Raw genomic sequence first — 26,655 nt, 5'->3', positions numbered from 1 at the left:
CCCTTTGGTTACTTTGGGGCTTTTCCAAAGTGACCCGCCGTCAGGGCGGAACCCTAAGTGGCCGTGACCGCAGAAACGGATATGTACTCGGTCCAACATCCTGGTCGGCCCTGAGGCCGCCATCGGGGGCAAGCCCCCTCCCACACTTTGAATGTACTCACAGTTCAAATGTGGGAGGGGGCTTGCCCCCGATAGCCTCACCTCGGTATCAAGCGAACATCACACCATCTCGTGACGAATCCACTCCACCACCGACGTACGCGTCGGCACCCAGCCCAGCCGTTCACGGGCATGCTTGCCGCGCACTCGGCTGTTGGAGCCCAGCCCGTAGTTGGCCATTTCATAGCCCCACTCGGCCTCAGCCTCGGCCAATGGCCAGTTCTGCGGCTCACCCAGGTTCAACGCCTGGGCAATCGCCGTGGTCATGTCGATAAAGGCCGCTTCGCCGCTTTCCACGAAGTAGAACGTGCCCGGCACATTGTTCGTCAGCGCCAGCAGGTACAGCGCGACCACGTCTTCGATATGCACATTGGACCAGATGTTCTGCCCCGGCCCCACATGACGTACCACACCACTGTTGCGAGCCTGCTTGAGCAAGCGCGGCAATTGCACGCTGTCGCGTTTCACGCCCAGGCTGTGACCGTAGATCAGGGTGTTACAGATCACGGCCGAATTCACACCCTCCCTGGCGGCGGCCAGGATCAGGTTATCGATCGCCACCCGAGGGGCCTTGTCGGCGGTCGGCTGCGGCAGATTGTCTTCGAAGTAAATGACATCACTGGCCTTGCCGCCCGACGCGTCGCCGACAATGCTCGAACCGCTGGTGTGCAGGAACGGCTTGTTGGAGCCTTTCAAGGCAGCCAGCAGGGTTTCGACGCCGGCGCGATGGTCGCTGCTGGCGGCGTTGATCACCGCATCGGCTTGCTGCGCCTGTGCGGTCAAGACCGCCGCGTCATCTAGGGTGCCGATTACTGGGGTGATGCCCAGTGCCGTCATTTCAGTAGCTTGCTCGGCGCTGCGCACCAGGCCAGTGACGGCGTGCCCGGCCTTGACCAGGCCGGTGGCGATGGAACCGCCGATAAAACCGGCTGCGCCGGTAACGAATACATTCATGGAGAGTGCTCCTGACTGGGTAAGTGATGAGCCCAGTATCCAGCAGCCCCCGGCGTCGAATAACCCCGTGCCGGCCAATTCACTCTTGCGCGGCAGTCACGAATCAGCGGGCATAACGCGCCAACTTGGCCTGGATAAAGTCCAGGAAGCACTGGATACGCAACGCCAGTTGGGAGTTGCGGTAGTACACCGCATGGATCGGCTGGCGGTAGCCACTGTTGAAGGTGTCCAGCAGTGGCACCAGGCGCCCGGCATCGATGTCTTTGTGGGTCATGAAGTTGGACAGACAGCAAATGCCCTGCCCCTCCAATGCCAGGTGGCGCACGGTTTCACCGCTGGAGGCGGCAATGCCCGGCTGGATCAGCCAGCGGTCACCTTCGGCATGGCGCAGCGGCCAATGGTTGAGGGTATCGGTGTGGGTGAACCCCAACAACGTATGCCCGGCCAACTCGGCGACGGTGGTCGGCGTGCCGTGTTGCTTGAGGTATTCGGCGCTGGCCAGGATGTGCAGCGGCGTGCTGCCCAGGGCGCGGGCATGCAGGGTGGAGTCGGCCAGGGTGCCGATACGAATGGCAATGTCGGTGCTTTGCTCCAGCAGGTCGATGATCACGTCGTCGCTGTTCAGCTCCAATTGGATATCCGGGTACAGGCCACGAAACTCGCCGATGTACGGCATGATCCCGTGCAGCATGAACGGCACCGCCGCATTGATGCGCAGCCGCCCGGCCGGTTTTTGCTGGCGTGACGACAGACGCTCTTCCAGCTCTTGCATTTGCGCCAGGATCACCTTGGCCTGCTCGAAGAAGTACCGGCCCTCCTCGGTCAAGTCCATGCGCCGCGTGGTGCGGTTGATCAGGGTGGTATCGAGCTTGGCCTCCAGGCGCGACAAGGTGCGGCTGACCGCCGACGGCGTCTGGCCGACCTGCTCGGCGGCGGCGGAAATCGAGCCGCACTCGATCACGCTGACAAAAATCTGTAGTTCATCGGATCGGGCTTTCACGGGCTGTCCTGGTTATCGGCTCGGGCTCATTATTGACCACTGAGCAACAAATGGCCTCCCAATAGCGCCATACCACTGAAAAATCCGCGCTTGAACCACAGCGCACTGATGCGCTGGCGCACTACCTGGCCCAACCACATCCCCAGCAACGCCGGCACCAGCGCCAACAACGATGCACTGATTTCACCGCCACCGAGCGCGCCGCGCCAGGCGAGCCCGCCGGCCAGCGCGAGGGTCGAGACGCTGAACGACAGCCCCAGCGCCTGCACCAACTGATCGCGGCTCAACCCTAGCGCCTGCAGGTACGGCACCGCAGGAATCACGAACACGCCGGTGGCCGCCGTGATGACGCCCGTGACCAGCCCGCACAGCGGGCCCAGCCAGCGCTCGGTTCGGGGTTGCACCTTGAAGGTCGGCAGGAATAATCCACTCAGCGCATACACCAGTAACGCCGCGCCCAACGCGCGTACCACCCACGGCCCGCCGTCCAGGCCCAGCCACAGCGTGCCCAGCCCGGCACCGAGGACAACCAGCAGCAACATCGGCCACAGGCGCTTGAGCAAGGTACTCAGGTGACCACCCAACGCCAGTTGCCAGAGGTTGGTGACTGTCGACGGAATGATCAGTAACGCCGCAGCCTGCGCCGGCAGCATAGCCAGGCCGAGCATGCCCATGGCCACCGTGGGCAGGCCGAGGCCAATCACCCCCTTGACCGTACCGGCCAGCAGGAACGTGCCGACAACCAACAGCGTCAGGGCCGGGCCGAGGTTTTGATAGAACGTCAGGAAAGTCATCATGCCGGGAGTATGCCGTCAACTGCTGTCGTTCGAACACCAGCCGGTGTCATACCAGGGCCTTGTTCGATGCCCTGGCCCTGCCCTTGCGGAAAAACCCGTAATACACCGCGCTCAGGATCAGCAGGAACGGCACGCCAAACACCAGGGTCATCCTGAACGCCTCGGTGAAATACGTGGTGATCATCACCGCGCCCATCAGTACCAGCCCCAGCAAGGTGCTGTAGGGAAACAGGCGCAGCTCGAAGGACAGCTTCGGCCCGCCGTGGCGTTTGCGGTAGCGCCGGAAAAACAGGTGCGTGAGGAAGATCATGAACCAGGTGAAAATTGCGCCGAACATCGAGATCGCCATCATCAGCGTGAACGAACTGTCCGGGTACAGCACATTGAGCAGGGTCGCCAAGGCGATACCGGAGCTGGACAGCAGCAAGGCATTGAGCGGGATACCGCTGTTGCTCAACGCGCCCATGGACCTGGGCGCAAACCCTGCGCGGGACAGGCTGAACATCATGCGCGTGGTGATGTAGAGCTGGCTGTTCATCGCCGACAGCGCCGCGACCAGAATCACGAAATTCATCACCCCGGTAGCGCCGGGAATGCCGATGGTCTGCATCACTGTGACGAACGGGCTCTGGGCCTGACCCGCCTGGTTCCACGGCACAATGGCCAGCATCAGGGCCAGTGTCAGCAGGTAGAACACCACCAGGCGCACGAGGGTCGCGCGAAAGGCTTTCTTCACCGCTCGCTCCGGGTCGGCCGCTTCACCGGCAGCCACCGCGATCATCTCCACACTCAGATAGCTGAAGATCGACACGATTACCGCGATCCACATACCGCTCAACCCATGGGGGAAAAACCCCTCATGGGCCGTGTAGTTCTGCACGCCATATTCCGGGTTGCCGGAGCCGAACACCACGTACACCGCCAGGATGATGAAGCCGACGATCGCGCTGATTTTGATGGTGGAGAACCAGTATTCGAAGTTGCCAAAGGTCTTCACGCTGATCGCATTGAGCAGGATCAACACGCTGGAGAACGACACGATCCATACCCATTCCGGCACGTTGGCGAACCAGAACTTCATGTACATCGCCACCGCCGTCACTTCGGCGCCGACTGCCAGCACAATCGCCGCCCAATAGGCATAACGCACCAGGAACCCGGCCAGCGGGCCAATATAAAACTCGGCGTAGGCGCCAAAAGAGCCGGAGGTGGAATGGGCCACCGTCATCTCCGCCAGGCACCCCATCAGGATCAAGGTAATCACCGCACCGATGGCATAGCTGAGCAATACGCTGGGCCCGGCATAGCCAATCGCGTAGGCGCTGCCCATGAACAGCCCGGTACCAATGGCGCCGCCGATGGCGATCATGCTCATTTGCCCGGATGTGAGCTGGCGCCTGAGGCCCAGTTCGCGGTGGGTGATTTCTGCAAAGCCGTTGTCTGGCGTGGTCACGTGGCGTGCCCCTTTATTATTGTGATTGCTGCTGTTGTCACAGATGACAAGTCCTGATGCCAGTCAGTCAAGCGTACCTGGCCCGCTGTAGGAGCGAGCTTGCTCGCGAAAAATGTCAACGATAACGCGTGCTTCCTGAATGAACACGGTGCCTGTGAGTTTTTCGCGAGCAAGCTCGCTCCTACAGAGGGCGGGGTACGCTTAAGCTCTTAGGTCACGCTGTTACGCACCTTGAATTGCGGCTGGTCCCAGGTGGTGTTGTCGAGAATGTCACCGAGGATTTCCACCGCATCCCACACGTCGGTAAAGCGTGTGTACAGCGGGGTAAAACCGAATCGCATGATGTGCGGCTCACGGTAGTCACCGATCACGCCCCGGGCGATCAGCGCCTGTATCACCGCATACCCTTGAGGGTGTTCGAAACTCACATGACTGCCGCGCCTGGCGTGTTCACGCGGGGTGATCAGCTTCAAGCCATGAACGGCGCAGCGTGCCTCGACCCGCTCGATAAACAAATCGGTCAACGCCAGGGATTTGCTGCGCAGGCTGGCCATGTCCGTCTGTTCAAATATCTCCAGCCCGCATTCCACCATGGCCAGCGAGGTGATCGGCTGGGTGCCGCACAGGTAGCGGGCGATGCCGGCACTCGGCGCGTAGTTGGACTCCATCGCAAACTGACGGGTATGCCCGAACCAGCCCGACAGCGGCTGGCGCACCAGGTCCACCAACGCGGGGTTGACCCACACGAACGCCTGGGAGCCCGGGCCGCCATTGAGGTATTTGTAGGTGCAGCCAATCGCATAATCGGCCCCGGCCGCGTGCAGGTCGATGGGCACGGCACCGGCCGAATGCGCCAGGTCCCAGAGGCTCAACGCGCCGCACTCATGGCTCAAGGCGGTGAGCGCGTGCATGTCATACATATAGCCGCTCTTGTAGTTGACGTGGGTGAGCATCACCACCGCCACATCCTGGTCGATGGCGCGGGGCAGTTCGTCCGGGCTGTTGACCAGGCGCAGCACATAACCCTGTTGCAGCAGCTCGGCGAGGCCCTCGGCGATGTACAGGTCGGTGGGAAAATTGCTCGCTTCGCTGACGATCACCTTGCGCGCCGGCGCACGCTCGCGCTGTACGCTCAGCGCCGCGCTGAGCACCTTGAACAGGTTGATGGACGTGGTATCGGTCACCGCCACTTCGCCCTCGCCGGCGCCGATCAGCGGTGCCAGGCGATTGCCCAGGCGCAGGGACAGGTCCGCCCATCCGGCACTGTTCCAACTGCGAATCAGGCCGTTGCCCCATTCCTCGGCGATCACCTGTTGCGCCCGCGCCAGCGAGGCCAGCGGACGCGCGCCGAGGGAATTACCGTCGAGGTAGATGACGCCCGCCGGCAAGGCGAACTGATCGCGCAAAGGCGCCAGCGGGTCCTGGACGTCGAGGGCTTGGCAATGGCTTCGGGTGGTCATGGTCTGTCCTGGTTTTTATAAGAGAAGATGGACCAAATAATGAACGAAGCTTTAGAGAATTTTCGTGCAAAGTGGTAGGTGAAGCGCTATTTAAGCTGTAGGAAATTCGAATTTAACTTCCAAAAACGCGGATTTATTCAAATTATGATTCTTGACGCCACCGACCTGCGCCTCCTGCATTTCCTGCAACAGGATGGCCGTATCAGCAACCAGGAACTGGCGGAAAAAGTCGCGCTGTCACCCTCGGCCTGCCTGCGCCGTCTGCGCCTGCTGGAAAGCGAAGGCGTGGTCAGCGGCTATCGGGCGGTACTCAATGCCGAGCAGCTGGGCATTGAGCTTGAGGCCATCGTGCACCTGTCCTTGCGCCAGGATGTGGAAGATTGGCATGAGACCTTCATCGAGAAAGTGCAGGGCTGGCCGGAGGTGGCCAGTGCCTATGTGGTCACCGGCGCCAGCAACTATGTGCTGCGGGTCCAGGCGCGCAACCTCAAGCATTTTTCGGACTTTATCGTGAACCAACTCAACCGCACGGCGGGGGTCGTGGATATACGTTCGGAGATTGTGCTGCAGAAAATCAAGGATCGGGATGAGGTGCTGGATCTGGTCCTGCGCAAATAGCCCCTGCCCGCCAAACGCGTGGGCCCGCTGCGGATCGTCACTGAGGTTGGTCCGGGTGGTCACGGATCAGGCACTTGATGGCGTCCAGCTGTATTACGAAAAGTTTACGCAGAGTAATATCTGCCCCCTCAGCACTTCTGAGGGGCTGATGCGCCTGCACTCACCCTTAAGAAAAACAAGTATGAAGGGAACGTTAATGGCGGATGACATGGTAAACCCGGTGGGCCTCAAGCGCGGCCTGAAGAACCGGCACATTCAATTGATCGCCTTGGGAGGGGCAATTGGCACGGGGCTGTTCCTCGGCTCGGCCGGGGTGCTCAAGTCGGCAGGGCCGTCGATGATCCTGGGTTACGCGATAGCCGGTTTCATCGCCTTCCTGATCATGCGCCAGCTCGGCGAGATGATCGTCGAAGAGCCGGTGGCCGGATCTTTCAGCCACTTCGCGCATAAATACTGGAGCGGTTACGCGGGCTTTCTCGCAGGCTGGAACTACTGGGTGCTGTACGTGTTGGTGGGCATGGCCGAACTGACGGCCGTGGGCAAATACATCCAGTTCTGGTGGCCGGAAGTCCCGACCTGGGTCAGTGCGCTGGTGTTCTTCGTCGCGGTCAACCTGATCAACACCCTGAACGTGAAGTTCTTCGGTGAAGCCGAGTTCTGGTTCGCGATCATCAAGGTGGTGGCGATTGTCGGCATGATCGTGCTCGGCTGCTACCTGCTGTTCAGCGGTACCGGCGGCCCACAGGCGTCGGTCAGCAACCTGTGGAGCCACGGCGGTTTCTTCCCGAACGGTGGCATGGGACTGTTGATGTCGATGGCGTTCATCATGTTCTCGTTCGGTGGCCTGGAGCTGGTCGGCATCACCGCCGCCGAGGCCAGCGAGCCGCGCAAGGTGATCCCGAAGGCGATCAACCAGGTGGTGTACCGGATCCTGATTTTCTACGTCGGCGCCCTCGCCGTGCTGCTGTCGCTGTACCCGTGGGACCAACTGCTGCAAACCCTCGGCGCGTCGGGCGATCCCTACAGCGGTAGCCCGTTCGTGCAGATCTTCTCGCTGATCGGCAATGACACCGCTGCGCATATCCTCAACTTCGTGGTGCTGACCGCGGCGCTGTCGGTCTACAACAGCGGCGTGTACTGCAACAGCCGCATGCTGTTCGGCCTGGCCGAGCAAGGCGACGCACCCAAGGCGTTGATGAAGCTCAACAAGCAAGGCGTGCCATTGCGGGCGCTGGCGATTTCGGCGCTGGTGACCCTGCTGTGCGTGGTGGTCAACTACGTTGCGCCGAAGAGTGCCCTGGAATTGCTGTTCGCATTGGTGGTTGCCTCGCTGATGATCAACTGGGCGCTGATCAGCATCACCCACATCAAGTTCCGCAAGGCCATGGGCGAGCAAGGCGTGACGCCGTCGTTCAAGACCTTCTGGTTCCCGTTCAGCAACTACCTGTGCCTGGCGTTCATGCTAGTGATCATCAGTGTGATGCTGGCGATCCCGGATATTCGTGAGTCGGTGTATGCGATGCCGGTGTGGGTGGGGATTATCTATGTGGCGTATCGGTTGCGAGTCCGAAACGCGAAGGTCGTGACAGCGCAGTAACCCATGTGGGAGGGGGCTTGCCCCCGATTGCAGCGTGTCAGCCACTGATATGGCTAATGTTGATCGTTCCCACGCTCCGCGTGGGAATGCATCCTGTGACGCTCCGCGTCGCGACTCTGGAAGCGGACGCAGAGCGTCCAAAGCTACATTCCCACGCAGAGCGTGGGAACGATCAGCCCCGGTAGTCCGGGGCTTTTGTTTAGAGCGTGGAACGCACTCGCCACAGTTCGGGGAACAGCACCGTGTCGAGCATCTTGCGCAAATACCCCACGCCTTCGGTGCCACCGGTACCCGGCTGGAAGCCGATGATCCGCTCCACCGTGGTGACATGCCGGAAGCGCCACTGGCGGAATGAATCTTCCAGGTCGATAAACTTCTCGGCCAATTGATACAGATCCCAGTAACGACTCGGATCGCGATACACCTCGCGCCAGGCCGCTTCTACCGACTCATCGTGCACCGTTGCCGCCGTTGGGTCGCGTTCGGCGCGCTGGGGATCAATCGCCAGCCCCGCCTTGACCATCAGGTTTACCGCCTCGTCATACAACGACGGCGTGGCAATCGCCACCTGCAATTGCTGCAGCAACTCCGGGCGATGGGCGTGGGGCCGCAGCAGCGCCGGGCTCTTGTTGCCGAGAATGAATTCGATCTCGCGGTACTGGAACGACTGGAACCCCGACGACTGCCCCAGGAACGGGCGGATCGCCTTGTACTCCGACGGCGTCATGGTCGCCAGCACCGCCCAGGCGTGCACCAGTTGATCGAAGATCCGCGAGACCCGCGCCAGCATCTTGAACGCCGGCGGCAACTCACCGAGGCGCACATGGTCGCGGGCCGCCTTGAGTTCGTGCAGCATCAGTTTCATCCACAGCTCAGAGGTCTGGTGCTGGATGATGAAGAGCATTTCGTTGTGGTCCGGTGACAGCGGGTGCTGGGCGCTGAGGACTTTGCCCAGGTCCAGGTAATCGCCGTAGCTCATGGACTCGGAAAAATTCAGTTCGGCGTTGTGCCATTCCTCCGGGGGTCGGTAATCGGCAGGCTTATATTCTGGAGAAAAGGGACACTGGCTCATCGCGTGGGCTCCAAAAGCGGGCGCAGGATTGCGCGGACCGGGCTGGCGTCCAGGTTGGCGAAACGCAGCGGCAGCGCGATCAGTTCATAGTCGCCCTCCGGTACGTCGTCGAGCACGATGCCTTCGAGGATCGCCATGCCATGGCGCGCCACGGCGTTGTGCGAGTCCATGGTCTTGGACTGTTGCGGGTCCAGGGAGGGCGTGTCGATCCCGATCAGGCGCACGCCGAGGCCGGCCAGCAGCTCGATGGTTTGCGGGGCGATGGCCGTGAAGTCTGAATCCCATTGCGTCAGGGGGGCTTGTGGATAAGTGCGCAGCAGCACGCGCTCGGGCAGGTTATCCACACGCCCCTGCAGTTGATGCGGTTGCACCAGGGCACCGCTGCCCAGGCAGTACAACACTCGGCACGGGCCCATGTACACGTCCAACGACACCTCGCCAATCGGCGCGCCGTCGGCGCTGTAATGCAGCGGCGCATCCACATGGGCGCCGGTGTGCGGCGACAGCGTCACACGCCCCACATTCACCGGGCACTGCGGCCCGAACTGCCACACGCGCTCTTCCTGGAACGGCGTATCGCCCGGCCAGGTCGGGGTCGCCGCACTCAAGGGCGGGCTGATATCCCACCACGTTTTTATTGGGTTCATTTCACGGCTCTCACTCATTCCTGGGTGAATGATACGAGGGCCGGACGTGAATTTTCTTGCGAATTCTGGCGTGAACGGGGAGTTCTTTCGCAGTTACTGCGAGAAAGTCGCTGATTTACGCGCAGAACCGCCTCTGAACACAGTGGCGATGCCACCGGCAATCAATGTGGGAGGGGGCTTGCCCCCGATAGCAGTGGGCCAGTCAATCAGAAGTTGGCTGACACGCCGCCATCGGGGGCAAGCCCCCTCCCACATTGACCGCGCTTCGTATTAGGCTGCGCTTCTGGGCATACCGATGTCGAGTCCAGACCATCAGCCCCCGCTGCGACGCTATAGGGTTCGACTCTTATTCCCTTGCCTCGGAGTCATCATGTCCAAGCCCATCACCGTACTGCGCGACACCCATCCCTTGCCGGTCCTGGATGCCTGCAAATGGGAAAAGCTCGAAGGCGACCCGCACACCGTCAACCTCAACGCCTACACCAGCGAAGACGGCAGCAAGATCATGGGCACCTGGATCTGCACGCCGGGCAAGTGGTACGTGGACTACGTGAAATGGGAGTACTGCCACTTCCAGGAAGGCTATTGCATCATCACGCCGGAAGGCTTGGAGCCGATTCACCTGCGGGCTGGGGATATCTTTGTGGTGGAGCCCGGGATGAAGGGGACGTGGGAGGTGGTGGAGACGGTGCGTAAGTATTTTGTGTTTGCTTGAGCCATCTCTACAGCAAGCGGCTTTCCTACGGTGAACGGGCTCGCCCGACATCGTTTGTAGGAGCGAGCTTGCTCGCGAAATACGTCAACGATAACGCGTGTTTCCTGGATGCACGCGGCGTCTGTGAGTTCTTCGCGAGCAAGCTCGCTCCTACAGTAGACCTTATTGCCTCAACTCCACTCACCCCATCATTCAGGCTTGCGATAGCTGTTAATGATCGCCGAAAAGTCCTTACCCCCTTCCCCACGCTGGCTCATCGATTGATACAACTGCTGGGCCACCGCACCGAGGATCACCGGCTGTTTTGCCTGGCGCGCCGCTTCGGTGGCCAGGCCCAGGTCCTTGAGCATCAGGTCGGCGCCAAAACCGCCGGTGTAACCGCGCGACGACGGCGCAGTTTCAATCACGCCCGGCCATGGATTGTAGGTGTCCGAACTCCAGCAGCGCCCGGTCGAGCTGTTGATGATGCCGGCCAGCACCTGCGTGTCGATGCCCAGTGCATCGCCCAGGGCCATCGCCTCACTGACGCCGACCATGCTGATGCCCAGCAGCAGGTTGTTGCAGATCTTGGCGATTTGCCCCGTGCCCACCTCGCCGCAGTGCACGATGTTGCGGCCCATCTGCGCCAGCACCGGTTGCAGGGTGGCGAACAGTTCAGGCGTGGCGCCGACCATAAAGGTCAGCGTGCCGGCTTGCGCCCCGCCGGTGCCGCCGGACACCGGAGCGTCAGCCATCACCACGCCTTGCCGGGCGGCGGCAGCGGCGACATCGCGGGCGGTCTGTGGGTCGATGGTGCTGCAATCCACGGCGGGAATGCCGCTGCCGATGCCGGCGAGCACACCGTCTTCATTCAGCCACACACTGCGCACATGGGCGGCGGCCGGCAGCATGGTGATCACCAATTCAGCGCCCTGGGCCGCGTCACGCGGGGAGTCGCTGATGTGGCCGCCCAACTCGGCCAGCTCCTGGAGCACGGTCTGGTTCAGGTCGAACAGGTTCAGCGCGTGCCCGGCCTTGATCAGGTTGCGGGCCATGGGCGCGCCCATGTTGCCCAGGCCGATAAATGCAATCTTCATGGTCGTCTCCCAGGTCTCAGCGCAGGTTGATGGTGGTGTTGACGCCATCGTTGACCGTGTCGTCATCGAACCAGCGGCTGGTGACGGTCTTGGTCTGGGTGTAGAACTGCACCACTTGCTTGCCGTACGGGCCCAGGTCACCCAGCTTGGAACCACGGGAGCCGGTGAAGCTGAAAAACGGCACCGGCACCGGGATCGGAATGTTGATGCCGACCTGGCCTACATCGATTTCACTCTGGAACTTGCGCGCCGCCGCGCCGCTCTGGGTGAACAGGCCGGTGCCGTTGCCGAACGGGTTGGCGTTGACCAGCGCAATGGCTTGATCGAGCGTGTCGACCTCCAGCACCACCAGCACCGGGCCGAAGATTTCTTCGGTGTAAATGCGCATGTCGGTGGTCACGCCCGAGAACAGGGTCGGGCCGACAAAGTTGCCTTGCTCGAAGCCCGGCACCTTGATGTCGCGGCCGTCCAGCTCCAGCGTGGCGCCTTCTTTCACGCCGCTTTCGATCAGCTCCAGAATGCGTGCCTTGGCGCGCTTGGAGATCACCGGGCCCACATCCGTACCCGCCTCGCTGCCGGCGTTGACCTTGAGCTTTTGCGCCAGTGCCTTGAGGTCCGGCAGCCATTGCTTGGACGCGCCCACCAGCACCACCACCGAGGTGGCCATGCAACGTTGGCCCGCCGCGCCGAAACCGGCACCGACCAGGGCATTGAGGGTGTGTTCGCGGTTGGCATCCGGCAGCACCACCGCGTGGTTCTTGGCGCCCATCATCGATTGCACGCGCTTGCCGTGCTTGCCGGCCAGGTCATAAACGTGGGTGCCCACGGCGGTCGAGCCGACGAAGGACACGGCCTTGATGTCTTTGTGGGTGCACAGCGCATCCACCACGTCCTTGCCGCCGTGCACCACGTTAAGCACGCCAGCCGGCACACCGGCTTCCAGCGCCAGCTCCACCAGCAGCATGGTCGACAGCGGGTCTTGCTCTGACGGTTTCAGGACGAAGGTATTCCCGCACGCAATGGCCATCGGGAACATCCACAGCGGAATCATCGCCGGGAAGTTGAACGGAGTGATACCGGCGCACACGCCGATGGGTTGGCGCAGCGTGTAGGTATCGACGCCACCAGCGACGTTTTCAGCGAATTCGCCCATTTGCAGGGTGCCGATGGAACAGGCGTGCTCCACCACTTCCAGGCCACGGAAAATATCGCCCTCGGCATCGGCAATGGTCTTGCCCTGCTCGTTGCTGAGGACCACGGCAATGCGCTTGGAATGTTCGCGGATCAAGGCTTGCAGCTTGAGCATGATGCGCATGCGCGCGCCGATCGGCGTCAGCTTCCAGGTCTGGAAGGCGCGATGGGCCGCATCGATGGCCGCGTTGACCTCATCGGCCGTGGCGAACGGGACTTTGGCCAGCACTTGCTGGGTAGCCGGGTTGACGATGTCTTGCCATTCGGTGGTCTTGGACTCGACCCACTCGCCGTTGATCAGCAACTTGACCTGTTGTACGGAAATATCGGCAGATGCGTTCATGAGGGTCTCCGGATCTTGTTGTTATGCAGAGAGTGAATCGCCTTGAAGAAGGAGGCGTTCGGACTGTTTTTGGAGTATAGATGTGCAAATCTCTAATAAGAACGCACATAAAATCCGGTCCAATATGCAAAAAAACATCACATCACTGGGCTCCCTGAACTGGGACGACCTGAAGTTTTTTCTCGAAGTGGCCCGCACCCGCAAGGCCAGTGTCGCCGCCAAGCGCCTGGCGGTTGACTACACCACGGTGTCGCGGCGCATCAGCTCGCTGGAAGTGTCGCTCGGCACCCTGCTGTTCGAAAAATCCCGGACCAACGGTTTTGTCCTGACCGCCGAGGGCCAGCGTTTGCTGGGTTACGCCGAATCCATCGAAAGCACTCTGCACATGGCGTGCGAACAAGTCTCCGGCTCCGGCGTGGCGCTGTCCGGCCATGTGCGCATGGGCTGTACCGAGGGCTTCGGCAGCTTCTTCGTCACCCCGCAACTGAGCCACTTCGTCGATACTTATCCGGCGATCTCGGTGGACATCCTGCCCCTGCCGCACTTCATCAGCCTGTCCAAGCGCGAAGCCGACATCGTCATCGCCCTGGAACGCCCGGAACACGGCCCGTACGTGTGCTGCAAACTGTGCGATTACAAACTGCAGCTGTACGCCACACAGGACTACCTCGACCAACACCCGCCGATCCAACGCCCGACGGATCTGGCCGAGCATCCGTTTATCAGCTACGTGGATGACCTGGCGTTCAGCTCGGAGTTGCTGTACCTGGCGAACGTAGTACCGGGCGCCAGCGCCAGCCTGCGCAGTACCAGTGTGATTGCGCAATACGTCGCGGCGCAGCAGGGCCGGTCGATGGCGATATTGCCGTGTTTTTTGGCGGCGCAGGATCCGCGACTGCTGCCGGTGCTGGGGGAGCAGATTGCGCTTACGCGGCAGTTCTGGATGTATTGCCGAGAGGATTTGAGGAAGTTGAAGCGGATTACGTTGTTGTGGGATTACATCCGGGAGGTGACGGAGCAGAATCAGGGGTTGTTGATGGGGGAGACGCGGGAGATGCGCTTTGCAGACTGAATGCGCCGCGCGGACAACTGTGGGAGGGGCGGTGCGACGATTCGACTTGCCCCCGGTGGCGGAGTGTCAGTTACCAGATGTATTGGCTGACACACTGCTATCGGGGGCAAGCCCCCTCCCACAATGGATTGCATTTCAGGTTGAGAGCGCAATACGGGTGGGCCGCGCATTATCTGTGTGAGATGGGCAAGGCGGTGGTGGATGACTTGACGCAGGCGATGACGCCGAGCCGTTGAGCGAACACAGTCTTAAGCACACCGCTGCACAAATGTGGGAGGGGCGGTGCGACGATTCGACTTGCCCCCGATGGCGGAGTGTCAGTTACCAAATCTATGGGCTGACACACTGCTATCGGGGGCAAGCCCCCTCCCACATTGGATCGTATTTCAAGTTGAGGCGGCTGAAGGGCCTTAGTCCGCGATGACCACAATCGACACGCGTCGATTTTCGGTGCGCCCCGCCGCCGTTGTATTTTCCGCCACCGGCTCGCTGCTGCCCAGGCCGCGCAGTTGGATGTTTTGTTGTTTCATGCCCACGCTGCTCAGCACCTTGCCCACACTTTCAGCACGGCGCAGGGACAAGGCCTTGTTGTAGAGTTCCTTGCCCGACGCGTCGGTGTGGCCGTCGACGCGTACGCGTTCGATGCCTGCGCCCACCAGGGCCTTGCCGATGCGCTCGACGATGTCGGTGCTGGGCTTGTTGAGGGTTTCGACGTCGCTGCCAAACAGCACTTTGCCAGACAAGCCGAAGGCCCAGCCTTCGTCCGTCAGCTCGAAACCCTGCTGCTTGAGCACGGCCACTTGTGCCTGGCTCAGGCCTTTGGGCGGCGGGGTCTGGCAGCCGCCGAGGGCCAGGCAGGCGAGAAGCAAGCTGATAAATAGAACGCGAGGGTGAGAGAACAAGGGATTAACTCCTGTGCTGGACATTGACGACAGAGTGCACAGGCTCCGCCGTTTGCTGACTGCCCGAAGACAGCCGCTTGGCTTGGTACATCGCCACATCGGCGGCATTGAGCAGGGTGCCGGGCGTGGCGCCATGATCCGGATAAATGGCGATGCCGATACTGAGGGAGGTCAAGACCTGGGTGTTGCCGGGCAGCGGGATCGGTTGGTCCATGCTGGCAATGATCTTGTCGGCAATGCGTTGCGCATCTTCGATTTTGTTCAGCGGCGCCAGCAGGACGGCGAATTCGTCGCCGCCCAGGCGCGCCACCAGGTCATCTTCGCGCAGCTGTGCCCGCACGCGCTCGGCAACGGCCACCAGTACGGCATCGCCGGCGGCGTGGCCGAAGTTGTCGTTGATGTCTTTGAAACGATCGCTGTCGAGAAACAGCACACCTACCCGTTCGTTGACCTTGGCGGCGCTGCGCAAGGCTCGAATCAACCGGCCTTCGAAGAATGCACGGTTGGGCAGGCCGGTGAGGCTGTCGTGGCTGGCCTGGTGCGCGAGGGTTTCGTTTTCGCTTTGCAGATGACTTTGCCAGGCCTCCATTTCGCCCAACAGGGCATTGAAGTCGCTGCCCAGGCTGTCGAGTTCGGCGATCTGGGCCGGGGGCACGCGGCGGTCGAAGTCGCGCTCGCTGCGGGCGGCGTGGGCCACGGCGGCAAGGCTTTGCAGCGGCCCGGTGATGCCATTCAACAGACGCCGCGCCAGGTGCAGCGCCACCCAGGCACTGAGCGCGGTACAGATCACAATGCCCGCCAGGCCGCTGAGCAGGAAGCGCAACAGGCTGCCGCCATGACCGGTCAGGTGGATACTGCCGACCGTTTGCCCCTGGTGAAGGATCGGCTGGCTGATGGGTTGCTCGAGCAAGGCATGCGCCAGTTCGAGTTCAACCCGCGACAACATCCCGTTGTTCGGCCGCACCCACTGCGCCAGCAGCTTGCCACTGGCATCAAAGACTTCGGCCTGGGCCACCTCTTCGGTCGAAGCGATCAGGCTCAAGGCTTCAGTGGCGGCGGCGCTGTCGTCGAACACCACAGCCGCTTCCACGGTGTAATTGATCGAGCGTGCGATCAAGTGCAGGTTGTGTTCGGCGTACACCCGCAGCGCCAGCACGCCGAGCAGGGTCAGGGACACACTGGCCAGCGCCACCGCCACCAGGGCCAGGATCATGTGCCCTCTGCCGATGACCGACCTCAGGGTCGGTCGCGTCTTGGCCGGCCTCATGGCGTCGGCGCTCGACGGCGCGACAGTTGCAGCACGCTGGGGTGAATGCGTACGCCACTGCGGGCAACGGAATCCAGGTTCACCTCAAACGACACTTGCGCATCACTCACCCGCAGGCAGAACAGGCTGCCCACGGTGCATTGATCGCCGCCTTCGCTGATGCTGAGCACCGGATGGCCGATCAATGAAGCAAACAACGCGGTGCGTTCGTCAGCGCTGAGTTTGCCGATGTAGACGGCGTCGCAGGCACTGACGATGTCCGGATGGTTGGCCAGCAAGCGTCGCACTGCCACCGGTCGGCCGGTGGCCTGGGTAGTGCCCTTGATCAGGTCGTCGGTGTACTGGGTGGGCCCGACGATGCACAAGCGCAGTTGCACAGGCTCCACCGGCCAACGGGCATAACTGAGAATCCCCAGCACGACCTGGGTGACCGTCTGGGCGCGCTGCTCGGCCAAACTGGGCGTTTGAGCCCAGGCCTGTGGAGCGAGCAGGCATAGCACCGCAACCTGCAACAGGCGTCTCCAGCTCAAACTGCGCTCTGAGAGCGAGACAGCCACGTTCATGCAGCAATTCTCTCAAGAAATTCGATGGTGATGCCGCAACGATAGCACAGCAGCGGAAAACCCATGACGCGAGGCTTTCCAAAGTGCTGAGTATTTTTTCAGAAAAATCAGACATCTGAATCAAAAATATCGCATGACCGTTCAGTCAGCTTCTTCGGGCGTGGCGTCCAGCTCCAGCATCAGCCCGCTCAAGCGTTTGACCCGGCGCCGTACGGCTTCTTCAAAGACGCCGGCACGGGGTTCGATCAGGCTGAACCAGCGTTTGGCGCGGGTGATACCGGTGTAGATCAGTTCTTTGGTCAGTACCGGGTTCAACGCGTCCGGCAGGATCAGCGCGGTATGGGTGAACTCCGACCCCTGGGATTTGTGCACGGTCATGGCATAGACGGTTTCCACATCGTTGAGCCGGCTGGGCAGCACGAAGCGCACGCCACCCTGGCCGTCATTGCGCGGGAAAGCCACGCGCAGCACCTGAGCGCCGCCGTCGCTCTCGGGCAATTTCAGGGCGATACCGATATCCCCGTTCATCAGGCCCAGGCCGTAGTCGTTACGGGTCATCAGCACCGGGCGCCCTTCATACCACTGCTCGTCGCCCTCGATCAGCCGCACCTTGCGCAGGGCGGCGGTGATGCGCAGGTTCAGCCCTTCGACGCCCCAGGGACCTTTGCGTACGGCGCAGAGCAACTGGAACGCGTCGAAGGCTTGCAGCAGTTGTTGCGCCCAGTGGGTCCAGGCGTGATCGTCACGCGGGGTCTGCGGCGCAGGACGCGCCGACTGCAGCAGGTTCAGGTAATAGCGATAGCCCTGGGCACCTTCGCCCTGCCCGTCCAGCACCAGGCGCTCAAGCGCGTGATCATGCTCGCCCTTGAGGCTGAGACAGAACAAGTCGTCATGACTGCGCGCGGCCAACAGCGCGCGCGCTTGCTCAGCGTTCTGCTGGTTGACCCAGCGCGCCAGCTGGCCGATGCCGCTGCCCTCGCCGAAGCGACGCGAGTAGCGCAGCATCACCACCTGCTGGGCCAGCGGATGACTGCCGTCGAGGTCTTCCTGCAAGCCGCTGTTGCCGAGGTCTTCGGCGCTGACCGCCTGCAGCCATTGGCGGGTGGCCGGGCTGTACCAGCCGGCCTCGGCATCGCGACACAGATCACCGAGCACCGCGCCCGCCTCCACCGACGCAAGCTGGTCCTTGTCACCCAGCAGCACCAGGCGAGCATGGGGCGGCAAAGCGTCGAGCAGGTTGGCCATCATTTCCAGATCGATCATCGACGCTTCGTCCACCACCAGCACATCCAGCGGTAACGGGTTGCCGACGTGGTGACGGAAGTGCCGAGTGCCCGGGCGGCTGCCCAGCAACCGGTGAACCGTGGTGACCTGGGTGGGGATTTTTTCGCGCACGCTGTCGGGCACTTTCAGCGACAGCACTTGCTGGCTGATGGATTCGGTGAGACGCGCGGCGGCTTTACCGGTGGGCGCGGCCAGGCGGATGCGCAGGGGATTGCCGCTTTCCACGGCAGGCGCCTGCAACAGCGCGAGCAGGCGCACCACGGTGGTGGTCTTGCCGGTGCCGGGGCCGCCGGTGACGATACTGAATGCGCCCCGGGTGGCCAGGGCACAGGCGAGTTTTTGCCAGTCGATCACGCCATCGGGCGCCGGTTGATCGAACAAACCATTCAGGCGCTGCGGCAAATCGGCGGCGACGCTTTCGTGGCTGGCCAGCCGCAGGCGCAAGGCACTGTCGATGCGCCGTTCATAAGCCCAATAGCGGCGTAGATAGAGGCGTGTGCCGGACAGCACCAACGGGCGGCTCCGCGCCGACTCACTGTCATCGAACGCCGGCGCGACCAAACGGCTGGTGGCCAGGACATGACACCAGTGGGCGCCGTCCAGCCCCTCGAGCAATTGCGACGGCAGCAGCATCGCGCCGGTCTGCAGGTCGCCTTCGGGCGGCAGCGACAGGGCAAAATCCGGCGCCTGCAGGGTTTCGAACAGGTCGAGGCATACATGGCCGTGACCCAATTGGTGACTGGTCAATGCCGCCGCCAGCAGCACCAGGGGATCGGCCTGTGGATCAAGCTCGTGCAGGAAGCCGACGAAGGCTCTGTCCAGGGCCCGCAACCAGCCACGGTCGACCCAGCGCTCCAGCAGTTGCACCAGGTCGGCGGCGCGACTGAGCGGCGACAGTTCCTCCAGCAGCAGCGGCGACAGGCTCATAGCAGCACTCCTTGTTCCCAGGCGGGCTCGGCTTTTGGCGGGACAGGCTTGCCCTGGAACAACAGGTCCAGCCCTTCGATCAGCTCACGCGGCGGCCGGGTGAAGTACGCGCCCTGGGTCACCGACTGCGTTCCGCGCAGGAACAGGTAGAGGGCGCCGCCGACGTGGCGTTCGTAGTCGTAATCCGGCAGGCGCGCCTTGAGTTGGCGATGCAGGGCCAGCAGGTAAAGTACATATTGCAGGTCGTACCGATGCTCGAGGATCGACTGTTCCATGGCGTCCATGGTGTAGGCCGAATCGTCAGGCCCGAGCCAGTTGGATTTGTAGTCAGCCACGTAATAACGGCCATCGTGCTCGAAGGTCAGGTCGATAAAGCCTTTGAACATGCCGTTGAGCAACACCGGTTCGGCCGCCACGCGTGAGACGCCGCGGTGGGTGTGCTGGCACACCAGTTTGTCGAGGGCGAGCACGTCGACTTTATGGCTGGCGAACCAGAATTCCATTTCGATCTGGTAGTGCGTCAGCGCGCTGAGACTGACCCGGTCGTCGTACAGAGGCAGCGGCGCGTGCAGCAAGTGGTCAAGCCAGGCGCTGAGGGTGACGATCCAGCCTTCCCAATTGCGCCGATTGCAACGCGCCCCGACGGCTTTTTCAATGGCCTCGAGGCTGACGTTGAATGCTTCGTCACCGGCCCACTCCAACAAGCCGTGAAGGAAGGTCCCTGGATTCGGACCGCGTGGGAATCGATGAATATCGCCGCCGGACGCCACCACTTCACGCGGTGCGTCGGGATCAAGGCGTTCGTCATCGAACAGCTTCTGCGCCTGCGGGCTTTCAGGCGCTTCGAGACTGGCGGCGCTCATACTGTCGCCAATGCGCAAGGCGCTGTAGGACGCAATCCACCAGTTCTCCGCCGCCTTGCGTTTGGGCAAAAGCGGAGCCAGCAAGGTCGCTTCGTTGCGCGGGGGGTGGAACACGATGTCTTGCGCTGGCGGCACCTGGGCATAGCTGATGGCCGGGCAGCCCTGCTGCACATCCAGCAACCAGCGCGCCAGGCCGGCGGACTCACCCAGCGGCGCACCGGCGCCCAGCAGATAGCCCAGCGCCGACAGGTGCAGCACGGAGCTGCTGCTGTTGCCACGCTTGAGGTCGGCGATGCCCAGCCAGCAGGCGTGTTTGGCGCGGGTCAAGGCGACGTACAGCAAGCGCAGGTCTTCGGCCAGGCGCTCATCATCGGCCTGGGCGATCAACTCAGCCGTGGGCCGCAGGCTGACGTGGGATTTGCCCTGCGCGTCGTGGTAGTGCAGCGGCAAGCGCGTGCCGTCCACCGGTTTGGTCGAGCAGATGAAGGGCAGGAACACCAGGTCGTATTCCAGGCCCTTGGATTTGTGGATCGTCACCACCTTGACCAATTGCTCGTCACTTTCCAGGCGCAGGATCTGTTCTTCACCGGCCTGGCCCGACAGCGCCAGGTGCTCGGCAAGATGGCGAATTAATGCCTGTTCGCCGTCCAGTTCCGACGCGGCCTGTTGCAGCAGCTCACTGAGGTGCAGCAGGTTGGTCAGCACACGTTCGCCATCGCTGCGGGCGATCAGGGTTTGCGGCAGCTTGAAGTCATGCAGCAGGCGACGCAGCATCGGCAGCACGCCTTGGGAGCGCCAGATCGAGCGGTAGCCCCGGAACTGCATCACGCGGCTTTCCCACGCCAGTTCATCCTGGTTCAGACGCTCCAGTTCCGTCAGTGACAGGTTCAAGGTGACACAGGCCAGGGCCGCGCGCAGCGGGCGCTCGACGTCCGGCTCGGCGCAGGCCTTGAGCCAGGCCAGCAGATCGTGGGCTTCCTGGGCGGCGAAGACCGAGTCCTTGTCCGACAGGTACACGCTGCGCACGCCCCGTGCCGCCAACTCGGCGCGCACGGCCTGGGCTTCCTTGCCGTCTCGCACGAGGATGGCGATGTCTGACGGCAGCACGCCTTTGAACGTGTCGTCTCTGGCAAAGCCTGCGCTGCCCTGCTGCCCACCGTTAAGCAATTCGACGATCTGCGTGGCGCAAGCAGCCGCCAGTTGCTGGCGATACAGCACATTGGAAATCGGTTGGTCGGTGGCTAAATGCCAAAGGTTCATTGCCGGCAGCGTCTGGCCGTCGACCTGCAGCTGTTCTTTGCGGCCTTGGGACAGCACCGGATGGAACGGCACCGGGTTACGGCCGTCGGGCTCACGAAACAGGAACGCGCCGCGGCCGGTTTCCGCGCGCTGGAACAGGTGGTTTACCGCTTCGACCATGGCGTGGCTGGAGCGGAAGTTGGTGCCCAACGTGTGGTGGCGACCGGTGGTGGATTGCCGAGCGCGCAGGTAGGTGTAGATGTCCGCGCCCCGGAAGGCGTAGATCGCCTGCTTGGGGTCGCCGATCAGGAACAGGCCGCTGTCCAGGTGGTTTTCTTCGATACGGTAAATGCTGTCGAAGATGCTGTATTGCACCGGGTCGGTGTCCTGGAATTCATCGATCAAGGCCACCGGGAATTGCTCGCGGATCACGCTGGCGAGGCGCTCGCCGCCGTCGGCCTGGAGCGCGGCGTTGAGGCGGATCAGCATGTCGTCGAAGCCCATTTCAGCGCGACGCCGCTTCTCTTCTTCGAAGCGCTTGCCCACCCAGGCGGCGGCGTGTTGCAACACCGCGGCGTCCGGGGTGGGCAGTGCGTCAAGGGCCGCTTTCAGACCGGCCATCGCGTCGATGCCGGGATGCCGTGGCGGCTCGCCTTTCCAGGCTTCGGCCATACCCTCGGGAGTCAGCCGGGTAAAGCCGGTGCCAATATCCAGTTGTTCCAGGGTTTCATCGGCGGCCCAGGCACTGATTTTTTCAAACCAGGGCTCGAAATAACGCGCCTGCATTTTGCGTCCATCGACCGCTTTGGCGGCCACGGCTTGCAGGCACAGATCACGCAACTCGACGGCCCATTGTTGCCAGGGTGCCTTGATGTTGGTCAGTGCCTCGCGACGCTCTTGCAGGCAGGCAGCGATTATCTCTGCGGGCTCGCGGCTGTCTTCGGCCGGCCGCTCACTGCCGAACAGCGCGCGCACCCGTGGCATCAACGCGGCCGGGCCGCCCCAGTTGTTGCGCACCCAGTTGAGCGCATCGTCATGCATCGGGTAGCAGAACAGGCGCCAGTAGTCGCGCAGCACTTCACCGAGCAAGTCGCTGTGGTCGGTTTCCAGGGTCTGGGTAAACAGGCTGCCGCTGTCGAACGCGTGTTCGCGCAGCATGCGCTGGCACCAACTGTGAATCGTCGAGACGGCTGCCTCGTCCATCCACTGCGCGGCGATGTCCAGCCGATTGGCGCAGGCGGGCCATTGTTCACTGGGGTATTGGTGACGCAGGTCAGCGATCAAGGCGTCGGGCTGCTCGATTTCGTCACGGAAAAACCGCGCGGCCTCCGCCAGACGGATACGGATACGTTCACGCAGCTCCTTGGTGGCGGCGTCGGTGAAGGTCACCACGAGGATTTGCGGCGGTAGCAGTTCACGGCCGAAACCGGACTCATCGCCACCGTTGCCGAGCACCAGCCGCAGGTACAGGGCCGAAATCGTGAAAGTTTTGCCGGTGCCGGCGCTGGCTTCAATCAGCTGGCTGCCTTTGAGCGGAAAGGCCAGGGCCAGGGGTTTACTGGTCATGCGCCGGCCTCCTCGCTGGACAGTGAGCGCCAGGGGGTGTTGAGCAGGGGGCGATACAAGGTTTCGCACCAGCCTTCGAACTCTTCGCTGGCGACCAGCGTGGCGTAGTTGGGGAACTGGCGAGTGAGCGCAGGCGTTTCGCGGCGTTCGCCATCGGTGGTGATACCGTCGCCCTCGTAGGCTTTGCTGGCAGCGGCGTGAGCTTTGGCCGGATCGGTCTGGCCGAGCCAGGCAAAGGCGGTCTTTACCGCGACGGGCAGCGGTTTGCTCATGCCGATGTGCCAGGCAAGCAGCAAGTCACCGAGGAGGCTCTGAGCGGTGGCAGTGTCCAACGGGGCCAGCAGCAAGGTGTCGTCACTGGCTACCAGGCCGGTGCTCAACGGCACGCCACAGGCACAGGCGACCACATGATTGACCCAGGGGCGGATCAGGCGGTGCCACTTGCGCGTCTTGATCGAGCCGATGCTGTTGGGGATGGTGGTCACGCTTAACAAACCGCCGTCACCGCGCCGGTGCAGGCCGCTGATCCAGCCTTCGAGCTGAATGCCCTGGTACGCGAAACTGATCGGTTGCGCGCCAATGTCTGGGGTTGGCCAGAGCGCCAGCAGGTGCTGATAGCGCTGCAACAGGTCCGGCAATGGCTCGATCAGCTCGTTGCGCAGGCATTCGCCGAAGCCGACCATCGGCAGCAGGCCACTGCCTTGCAGGCGCAAGGCTTGGGCGTTGAGCGCCTGATCAAGCTGGTCGGGCCGGGCCAGTGCTGCGTTGAGCAGACTGTCGCTGAGGGTGTAGCGTTGCAGTGCGTCGAGCACGAAGGGTTCTTCGTCGGCCAGCGGTACTTCGGCGGCTTCAAAGAACACTTTCAGACGCTGGCTGAAGAAATGTTTGACCGGATTGCGCAGGAAATCCTGTAACTGGCCGAGGCTCAGGGGCTCTTCCTGGTGGTGCGGTGCCAGCGCGTGGTCGTGCACCAGTGCGGCTGGGGCCTCATGCAGCAACTGCCATTCGCGAGCGTAACTGAACAGCGGGTCGCCTTCATGGAAGTAGCGGGCGCTGAACGGTTGGAGCGGGTGTTCCTGGGTCATTGCGTCGATCAGGGGTTCGGCGCTTTGGGCGTTATGCCAGCCACTGGCGAGGTGGTCGCGCAGTTGGCCGATCAGCACCGAGGCCGGGCGATCGCTGTTGTCGCGGATGCTGCGGCCGACCCAGCTGATGTAGAGCTGGTCGCGCGCGGACAGCAGGGCTTCGAGCAGCAGGTAGCGATCGTCTTCACGGCGTGAACGATCGCCGGGACGGTAGTCGCTGCCCATCAGGTCAAAGTCCAGTGGCGGCTGGGCACGCGGGTAGTCGCCATCATTCATGCCGAGCAGGCAGACCAGCTTGAACGGGATCGCGCGCATGGGCATCAAGGTACAAAAATTGACCGCGCCCGCCAGGAAGCGCTGGGACAGGCGGCCCTGGTCGAGCCCGGCCAACCAGGCCTCACGGACCACGGTGAGCGGTAATTCATCCTGCAGGCCGACGGATTCACAGGTTTCCAGCCACGTCTCTCTTAACTGTTCAAGCTGGCCAAGCAGGTAGTCATCGTGCTCGCTGCCGGGCAGGAAAAACAGTTGCATCAAGCGTTGCAGACGCTCGCCCCACACGTGGGGAGGTGCGGGTTGCGACAGCGCCTGGTGCGCGTCATTCAAGGCATCGAGCAAGGCGACCAGTGGACCAATCAGCGCCGCATCAAGCCCACCGATCTCGTCGTAAGGCTCGATGCCTTCGCACGCCACACCCGTGCCGACGGCGTAGCCCAGCAGCATCCGCCGCAGGCCGAATCGCCAGCTGTTCTGCTCAAGTTCTGCGGGCAGCCCCAGGCCCGCACGCTGTTCGGCGTTGAGCCCCCAGCGGATGCCCGCGCCTTCAATCCAGCGATGCAGTGTAGGCAGGTCGCGCTCATTGATGGCGAAACGTTCGCGCAGGGCCGGCACATCCAACAGGTCGAGAATTTCGCTGACAGGGAAACGGCTGTCGGGGAGTTTGAGCAGATGCTCGACCGCGATCAACAGCGGGTCACGACCACGTTGCCCCTGGTCTGTCAGGGTGAACGGAATAAAGCGTGGGTCGTTTCTTTCCAGTTGACCGAACACCGCGCGAATGTGCGGTGCATAGCTGTCGACGTCGGGGACCATGACGATGATGTCCCGAGGGCGCAACGTGGGGTCGGCGCTGAAACGTTGGAGTAATTGGTCGTGGAGAATCTCCACTTCGCGTTGGGCGCTGTGGGCGATGTGAAAGCGAATGGATGCGTCGCGTGTCAGATCGACCGCCGGCCAGAACTCACGGGTTTCATCGAGTGGGCGCAACTCCAGGATGTCGTCCTGAAGCTGGTTGAGCAGCGTGGTGGGTTGGCTCTCGCTGAACAGGTCGATACGACCATCACGGAAGGCGGCGCGGTAGCTGTTGGGGTCGTCATAACTGTCCAACAGGCTGATGTAGTCACGCCCCTGCTTGCCCCAGGCGGCGAGCAGCGGGTGAGCGTGCTGGTGCAAGGTGTGAGGATCAATGGTGACGGGCATGCCCGCTTTGCGCGCCTGGCGCTTGTATTCGTTACGCAGCAGGTCTTTGTCGGCCACGATGTCCGACCAATGATGGCGGCAAGGGTTGTGCACGCACAGCAACACTTGGCTGAAACGAGCCAGGCCCGCCAGTGCTTCAAGCGCCTGGGCGGGCAGCGATGAAATGCCGAAAACAATCACGCGGGAAGGCAAGCCGGGCGGCGCTTGCTCGAGTGTGTTGATGAGTTCGATAAACCGCTGATGAACGCCGGCACGGCTCTCGGCCATGCCCTGCTCCCCGACGTCGAGCAGCAACGCGCGCCATAATTCAGCCTGCCAACGGTTGGCGGGGTTGAGGGGTTTGGATTCGCCACGGCCGTTGCGTAATTGATGGCGCCCCGCCGCCCAGTCTTCCAGCCAATCGGCGCGATACACTTGGTATTGGTCGAACAAGTCGGCCAGCCGCTCGGCAAGCTGGTAGCGTTTGCGCAGGTCGGTGTCGTGGGTCAGGAAGCGTTGCAACGGCTCGAAATGGGGCTGATCGATAAGCTCCGGGAGCAGACGCATGAGTCGCCATGTCAGCGGGGCCTTATCCAGCAGAGACTTGGGGGGGATTTCGTCACGACCCAGCACCATGCGATAGAGCTGCCACATGAAACTGCCGGGCAATTGCACATCGATTGCCGCGGCGATGCCACAGCCCCCCATGTCGTCTTCCTGCGGATCTTCGGCCAGGGCAAGCTTGAGCCATTGAGCGATGCCATTGCTTTGGACCAGAGCAATTTCATTTTCCAGGGGCGCCAGGGGATAACGACGCATCCAGCTGACTACCAGGCTGCGCAACTCGTCCAGGCGGTTACCGTGAACCACCATGAATCCTGCGCTGAGGGACGTCGCACCCGGCATAACGGTTTCCTTGGAAAAGCAAAAATCGAGGCTTGGACTTTAGCACTGAAGACCATTGCCATGAGCGCCTTGATACTTTTCAAGCGCCCAAAACAAAACCCCAACTGCTTTCGCAATTGGGGTTTCGGAATTTAATCTTGACGATGACCTACTCTCACATGGGGAAACCCCACACTACCATCGGCGATGCATCGTTTCACTACTGAGTTCGGGATGGGATCAGGTGGTTCCAATGCTCTATGGTCGTCAAGAAATTCGGGTACTGAGTCGTGGCCATGTGGCCTCGCTTCAGCAAATTGGGTATGTGACAGCTGTCGGTGTTTTGTGAGTGTCGAACTTTCGGTTCATCTCGTCTTCACACACCGCAATCTGATGCTCGTTAGAGTAGTCAAATTGCTTGGGTGTTATATGGTCAAGCCTCACGGGCAATTAGTATTGGTT

19 protein-coding genes, 1 rRNA gene and 1 pseudogene are annotated in these 26,655 nt (G+C 62.1%); 5 read left to right on the top strand and 16 right to left on the bottom strand.

Annotation, left to right across the window (positions count from 1 at the left end):
* Positions 1-219: 219 nt before the first annotated feature.
* The 5 genes from J1G34_RS24920 to kynU form a co-directional block, all read right to left on the bottom strand.
* Positions 220-1,113 (bottom strand): NAD-dependent epimerase/dehydratase family protein, encoded by an 894-nt coding sequence (locus J1G34_RS24920; RefSeq protein WP_122463126.1) that lies wholly within the window; start codon positions 1,111-1,113, stop codon positions 220-222.
* Between the two features lie 103 nt (positions 1,114-1,216).
* Positions 1,217-2,113, bottom strand: a complete 897-nt coding sequence (locus J1G34_RS24915; RefSeq protein WP_122560441.1) for a LysR substrate-binding domain-containing protein — start codon at positions 2,111-2,113, stop codon at positions 1,217-1,219.
* Positions 2,114-2,142: 29 nt separating this feature from the next.
* Positions 2,143-2,910 (bottom strand): sulfite exporter TauE/SafE family protein, encoded by a 768-nt coding sequence (locus tag J1G34_RS24910; protein ID WP_065893665.1) that lies wholly within the window; start codon positions 2,908-2,910, stop codon positions 2,143-2,145.
* Positions 2,911-2,956: 46 nt separating this feature from the next.
* Positions 2,957-4,363, bottom strand: coding sequence for an amino acid permease (locus J1G34_RS24905; protein WP_222994785.1), 1,407 nt, complete (start codon positions 4,361-4,363; stop codon positions 2,957-2,959).
* Positions 4,364-4,572: 209 nt separating this feature from the next.
* On the bottom strand, positions 4,573-5,823 hold the full coding sequence (gene kynU / locus J1G34_RS24900) for a kynureninase (protein WP_122463131.1): 1,251 nt from the start codon (positions 5,821-5,823) through the stop codon (positions 4,573-4,575).
* A 144-nt stretch (positions 5,824-5,967) separates the two neighbouring features.
* Here kynU and J1G34_RS24895 point away from each other — a divergent pair, with 144 nt between their 5' ends.
* Positions 5,968-6,441: an Lrp/AsnC family transcriptional regulator gene (locus tag J1G34_RS24895; RefSeq protein ID WP_065883506.1), complete on the top strand. Its 474-nt coding sequence runs from the start codon at positions 5,968-5,970 to the stop codon at positions 6,439-6,441.
* A gap of 196 nt (positions 6,442-6,637) precedes the next feature.
* Positions 6,638-8,038 (top strand): amino acid permease, encoded by a 1,401-nt coding sequence (locus J1G34_RS24890; protein WP_065893668.1) that lies wholly within the window; start codon positions 6,638-6,640, stop codon positions 8,036-8,038.
* A gap of 199 nt (positions 8,039-8,237) precedes the next feature.
* Here J1G34_RS24890 and kynA read toward each other — a convergent pair whose 3' ends face one another.
* Together kynA and kynB are read right to left on the bottom strand one after the other, a co-directional pair.
* Positions 8,238-9,110 carry a tryptophan 2,3-dioxygenase gene (gene kynA, locus J1G34_RS24885; protein ID WP_065893669.1) on the bottom strand — a complete coding sequence of 291 codons (873 nt, stop codon included), beginning with the start codon at positions 9,108-9,110 and terminating at the stop codon, positions 8,238-8,240.
* Positions 9,107-9,757 (bottom strand): arylformamidase, encoded by a 651-nt coding sequence (kynB, locus tag J1G34_RS24880; protein WP_222994784.1) that lies wholly within the window; start codon positions 9,755-9,757, stop codon positions 9,107-9,109. Before kynB ends, kynA begins: the two co-directional genes overlap by 4 nt.
* A 370-nt stretch (positions 9,758-10,127) precedes the next feature.
* Here kynB and J1G34_RS24875 point away from each other — a divergent pair, with 370 nt between their 5' ends.
* Positions 10,128-10,472, top strand: a complete 345-nt coding sequence (locus J1G34_RS24875) for a cupin domain-containing protein (RefSeq protein WP_010206533.1) — start codon at positions 10,128-10,130, stop codon at positions 10,470-10,472.
* A gap of 188 nt (positions 10,473-10,660) precedes the next feature.
* On the opposite strand, the gene mmsB is transcribed toward J1G34_RS24875, so the two are convergent.
* Entirely contained in the window at positions 10,661-11,548 is an 888-nt protein-coding gene (mmsB, locus tag J1G34_RS24870; protein ID WP_065896459.1) for a 3-hydroxyisobutyrate dehydrogenase, read from the bottom strand.
* A 16-nt stretch (positions 11,549-11,564) separates the two neighbouring features.
* A complete protein-coding gene (locus J1G34_RS24865) occupies positions 11,565-13,082 on the bottom strand; it encodes a CoA-acylating methylmalonate-semialdehyde dehydrogenase (RefSeq protein WP_065937168.1) in 1,518 nt (505 codons plus the stop codon).
* A 124-nt stretch (positions 13,083-13,206) separates the two neighbouring features.
* On the opposite strand from J1G34_RS24865, the gene J1G34_RS24860 reads away from it, so the two are divergent.
* Both J1G34_RS24860 and J1G34_RS24855 read left to right on the top strand, forming a co-directional pair.
* The gene (locus tag J1G34_RS24860) at positions 13,207-14,154 is read left to right on the top strand and encodes a LysR family transcriptional regulator (protein WP_065893672.1); all 948 of its coding nucleotides are present in this window, start codon (positions 13,207-13,209) and stop codon (positions 14,152-14,154) included.
* 149 nt (positions 14,155-14,303) lie between these two features.
* Positions 14,304-14,390, top strand: a pseudogene (locus tag J1G34_RS24855) (DUF3077 domain-containing protein); the annotation flags it as partial.
* 174 nt (positions 14,391-14,564) lie between these two features.
* Here J1G34_RS24855 and J1G34_RS24850 read toward each other — a convergent pair.
* The 7 genes from J1G34_RS24850 to rrf form a co-directional block, all read right to left on the bottom strand.
* The gene (locus tag J1G34_RS24850; protein WP_222994783.1) at positions 14,565-15,056 is read right to left on the bottom strand and encodes an OmpA family protein; all 492 of its coding nucleotides are present in this window, start codon (positions 15,054-15,056) and stop codon (positions 14,565-14,567) included.
* Positions 15,057-15,060: 4 nt separating this feature from the next.
* Positions 15,061-16,323 (bottom strand): diguanylate cyclase domain-containing protein, encoded by a 1,263-nt coding sequence (locus tag J1G34_RS24845; protein ID WP_065883483.1) that lies wholly within the window; start codon positions 16,321-16,323, stop codon positions 15,061-15,063.
* On the bottom strand, positions 16,320-16,886 hold the full coding sequence (locus J1G34_RS24840) for a YfiR family protein (protein ID WP_065883482.1): 567 nt from the start codon (positions 16,884-16,886) through the stop codon (positions 16,320-16,322). The genes J1G34_RS24845 and J1G34_RS24840 overlap by 4 nt, the downstream gene beginning before the upstream one ends.
* Positions 16,887-17,027: 141 nt before the next feature.
* The gene (recD, locus tag J1G34_RS24835) at positions 17,028-19,097 is read right to left on the bottom strand and encodes an exodeoxyribonuclease V subunit alpha (RefSeq protein WP_222994782.1); all 2,070 of its coding nucleotides are present in this window, start codon (positions 19,095-19,097) and stop codon (positions 17,028-17,030) included.
* Entirely contained in the window at positions 19,094-22,765 is a 3,672-nt protein-coding gene (gene recB / locus J1G34_RS24830; protein ID WP_222994781.1) for an exodeoxyribonuclease V subunit beta, read from the bottom strand. Before recB ends, recD begins: the two co-directional genes overlap by 4 nt.
* The gene (recC, locus tag J1G34_RS24825; RefSeq protein ID WP_222994780.1) at positions 22,762-26,214 is read right to left on the bottom strand and encodes an exodeoxyribonuclease V subunit gamma; all 3,453 of its coding nucleotides are present in this window, start codon (positions 26,212-26,214) and stop codon (positions 22,762-22,764) included. Before recC ends, recB begins: the two co-directional genes overlap by 4 nt.
* Positions 26,215-26,349: 135 nt before the next feature.
* Positions 26,350-26,465, bottom strand: a 5S ribosomal RNA gene (gene rrf / locus J1G34_RS24820).
* Positions 26,466-26,655: the final 190 nt, after the last annotated feature.

Origin of the sequence: Pseudomonas sp. Wu6 (assembly GCF_019891515.1) — a bacterium.
GTDB lineage: Bacteria > Pseudomonadota > Gammaproteobacteria > Pseudomonadales > Pseudomonadaceae > Aquipseudomonas > Aquipseudomonas orientalis_A.
Note: the sequence above shows the minus strand (reverse complement) of the source record. Positions and strands in the feature narration are given on the sequence as shown.

Coding starts and splice junctions, on each gene's coding strand:
- J1G34_RS24840 (WP_065883482.1), bottom strand. CDS start 16,886: ATGAACGTGGCTGTCTCGCTCTCAGAGCGCAGTTTGAGCTGGAGACGC.
- kynA (WP_065893669.1), bottom strand. CDS start 9,110: ATGAGCCAGTGTCCCTTTTCTCCAGAATATAAGCCTGCCGATTACCGA.
- J1G34_RS24910 (WP_065893665.1), bottom strand. CDS start 2,910: ATGATGACTTTCCTGACGTTCTATCAAAACCTCGGCCCGGCCCTGACG.
- recC (WP_222994780.1), bottom strand. CDS start 26,214: ATGCCGGGTGCGACGTCCCTCAGCGCAGGATTCATGGTGGTTCACGGT.
- J1G34_RS24920 (WP_122463126.1), bottom strand. CDS start 1,113: ATGAATGTATTCGTTACCGGCGCAGCCGGTTTTATCGGCGGTTCCATC.
- J1G34_RS24895 (WP_065883506.1), top strand. CDS start 5,968: ATGATTCTTGACGCCACCGACCTGCGCCTCCTGCATTTCCTGCAACAG.
- recB (WP_222994781.1), bottom strand. CDS start 22,765: ATGACCAGTAAACCCCTGGCCCTGGCCTTTCCGCTCAAAGGCAGCCAG.
- J1G34_RS24865 (WP_065937168.1), bottom strand. CDS start 13,082: ATGAACGCATCTGCCGATATTTCCGTACAACAGGTCAAGTTGCTGATC.
- J1G34_RS24875 (WP_010206533.1), top strand. CDS start 10,128: ATGTCCAAGCCCATCACCGTACTGCGCGACACCCATCCCTTGCCGGTC.
- kynB (WP_222994784.1), bottom strand. CDS start 9,757: ATGAACCCAATAAAAACGTGGTGGGATATCAGCCCGCCCTTGAGTGCG.
- kynU (WP_122463131.1), bottom strand. CDS start 5,823: ATGACCACCCGAAGCCATTGCCAAGCCCTCGACGTCCAGGACCCGCTG.
- J1G34_RS24890 (WP_065893668.1), top strand. CDS start 6,638: ATGGCGGATGACATGGTAAACCCGGTGGGCCTCAAGCGCGGCCTGAAG.
- mmsB (WP_065896459.1), bottom strand. CDS start 11,548: ATGAAGATTGCATTTATCGGCCTGGGCAACATGGGCGCGCCCATGGCC.
- J1G34_RS24860 (WP_065893672.1), top strand. CDS start 13,207: ATGCAAAAAAACATCACATCACTGGGCTCCCTGAACTGGGACGACCTG.
- J1G34_RS24845 (WP_065883483.1), bottom strand. CDS start 16,323: ATGAGGCCGGCCAAGACGCGACCGACCCTGAGGTCGGTCATCGGCAGA.
- recD (WP_222994782.1), bottom strand. CDS start 19,097: ATGAGCCTGTCGCCGCTGCTGCTGGAGGAACTGTCGCCGCTCAGTCGC.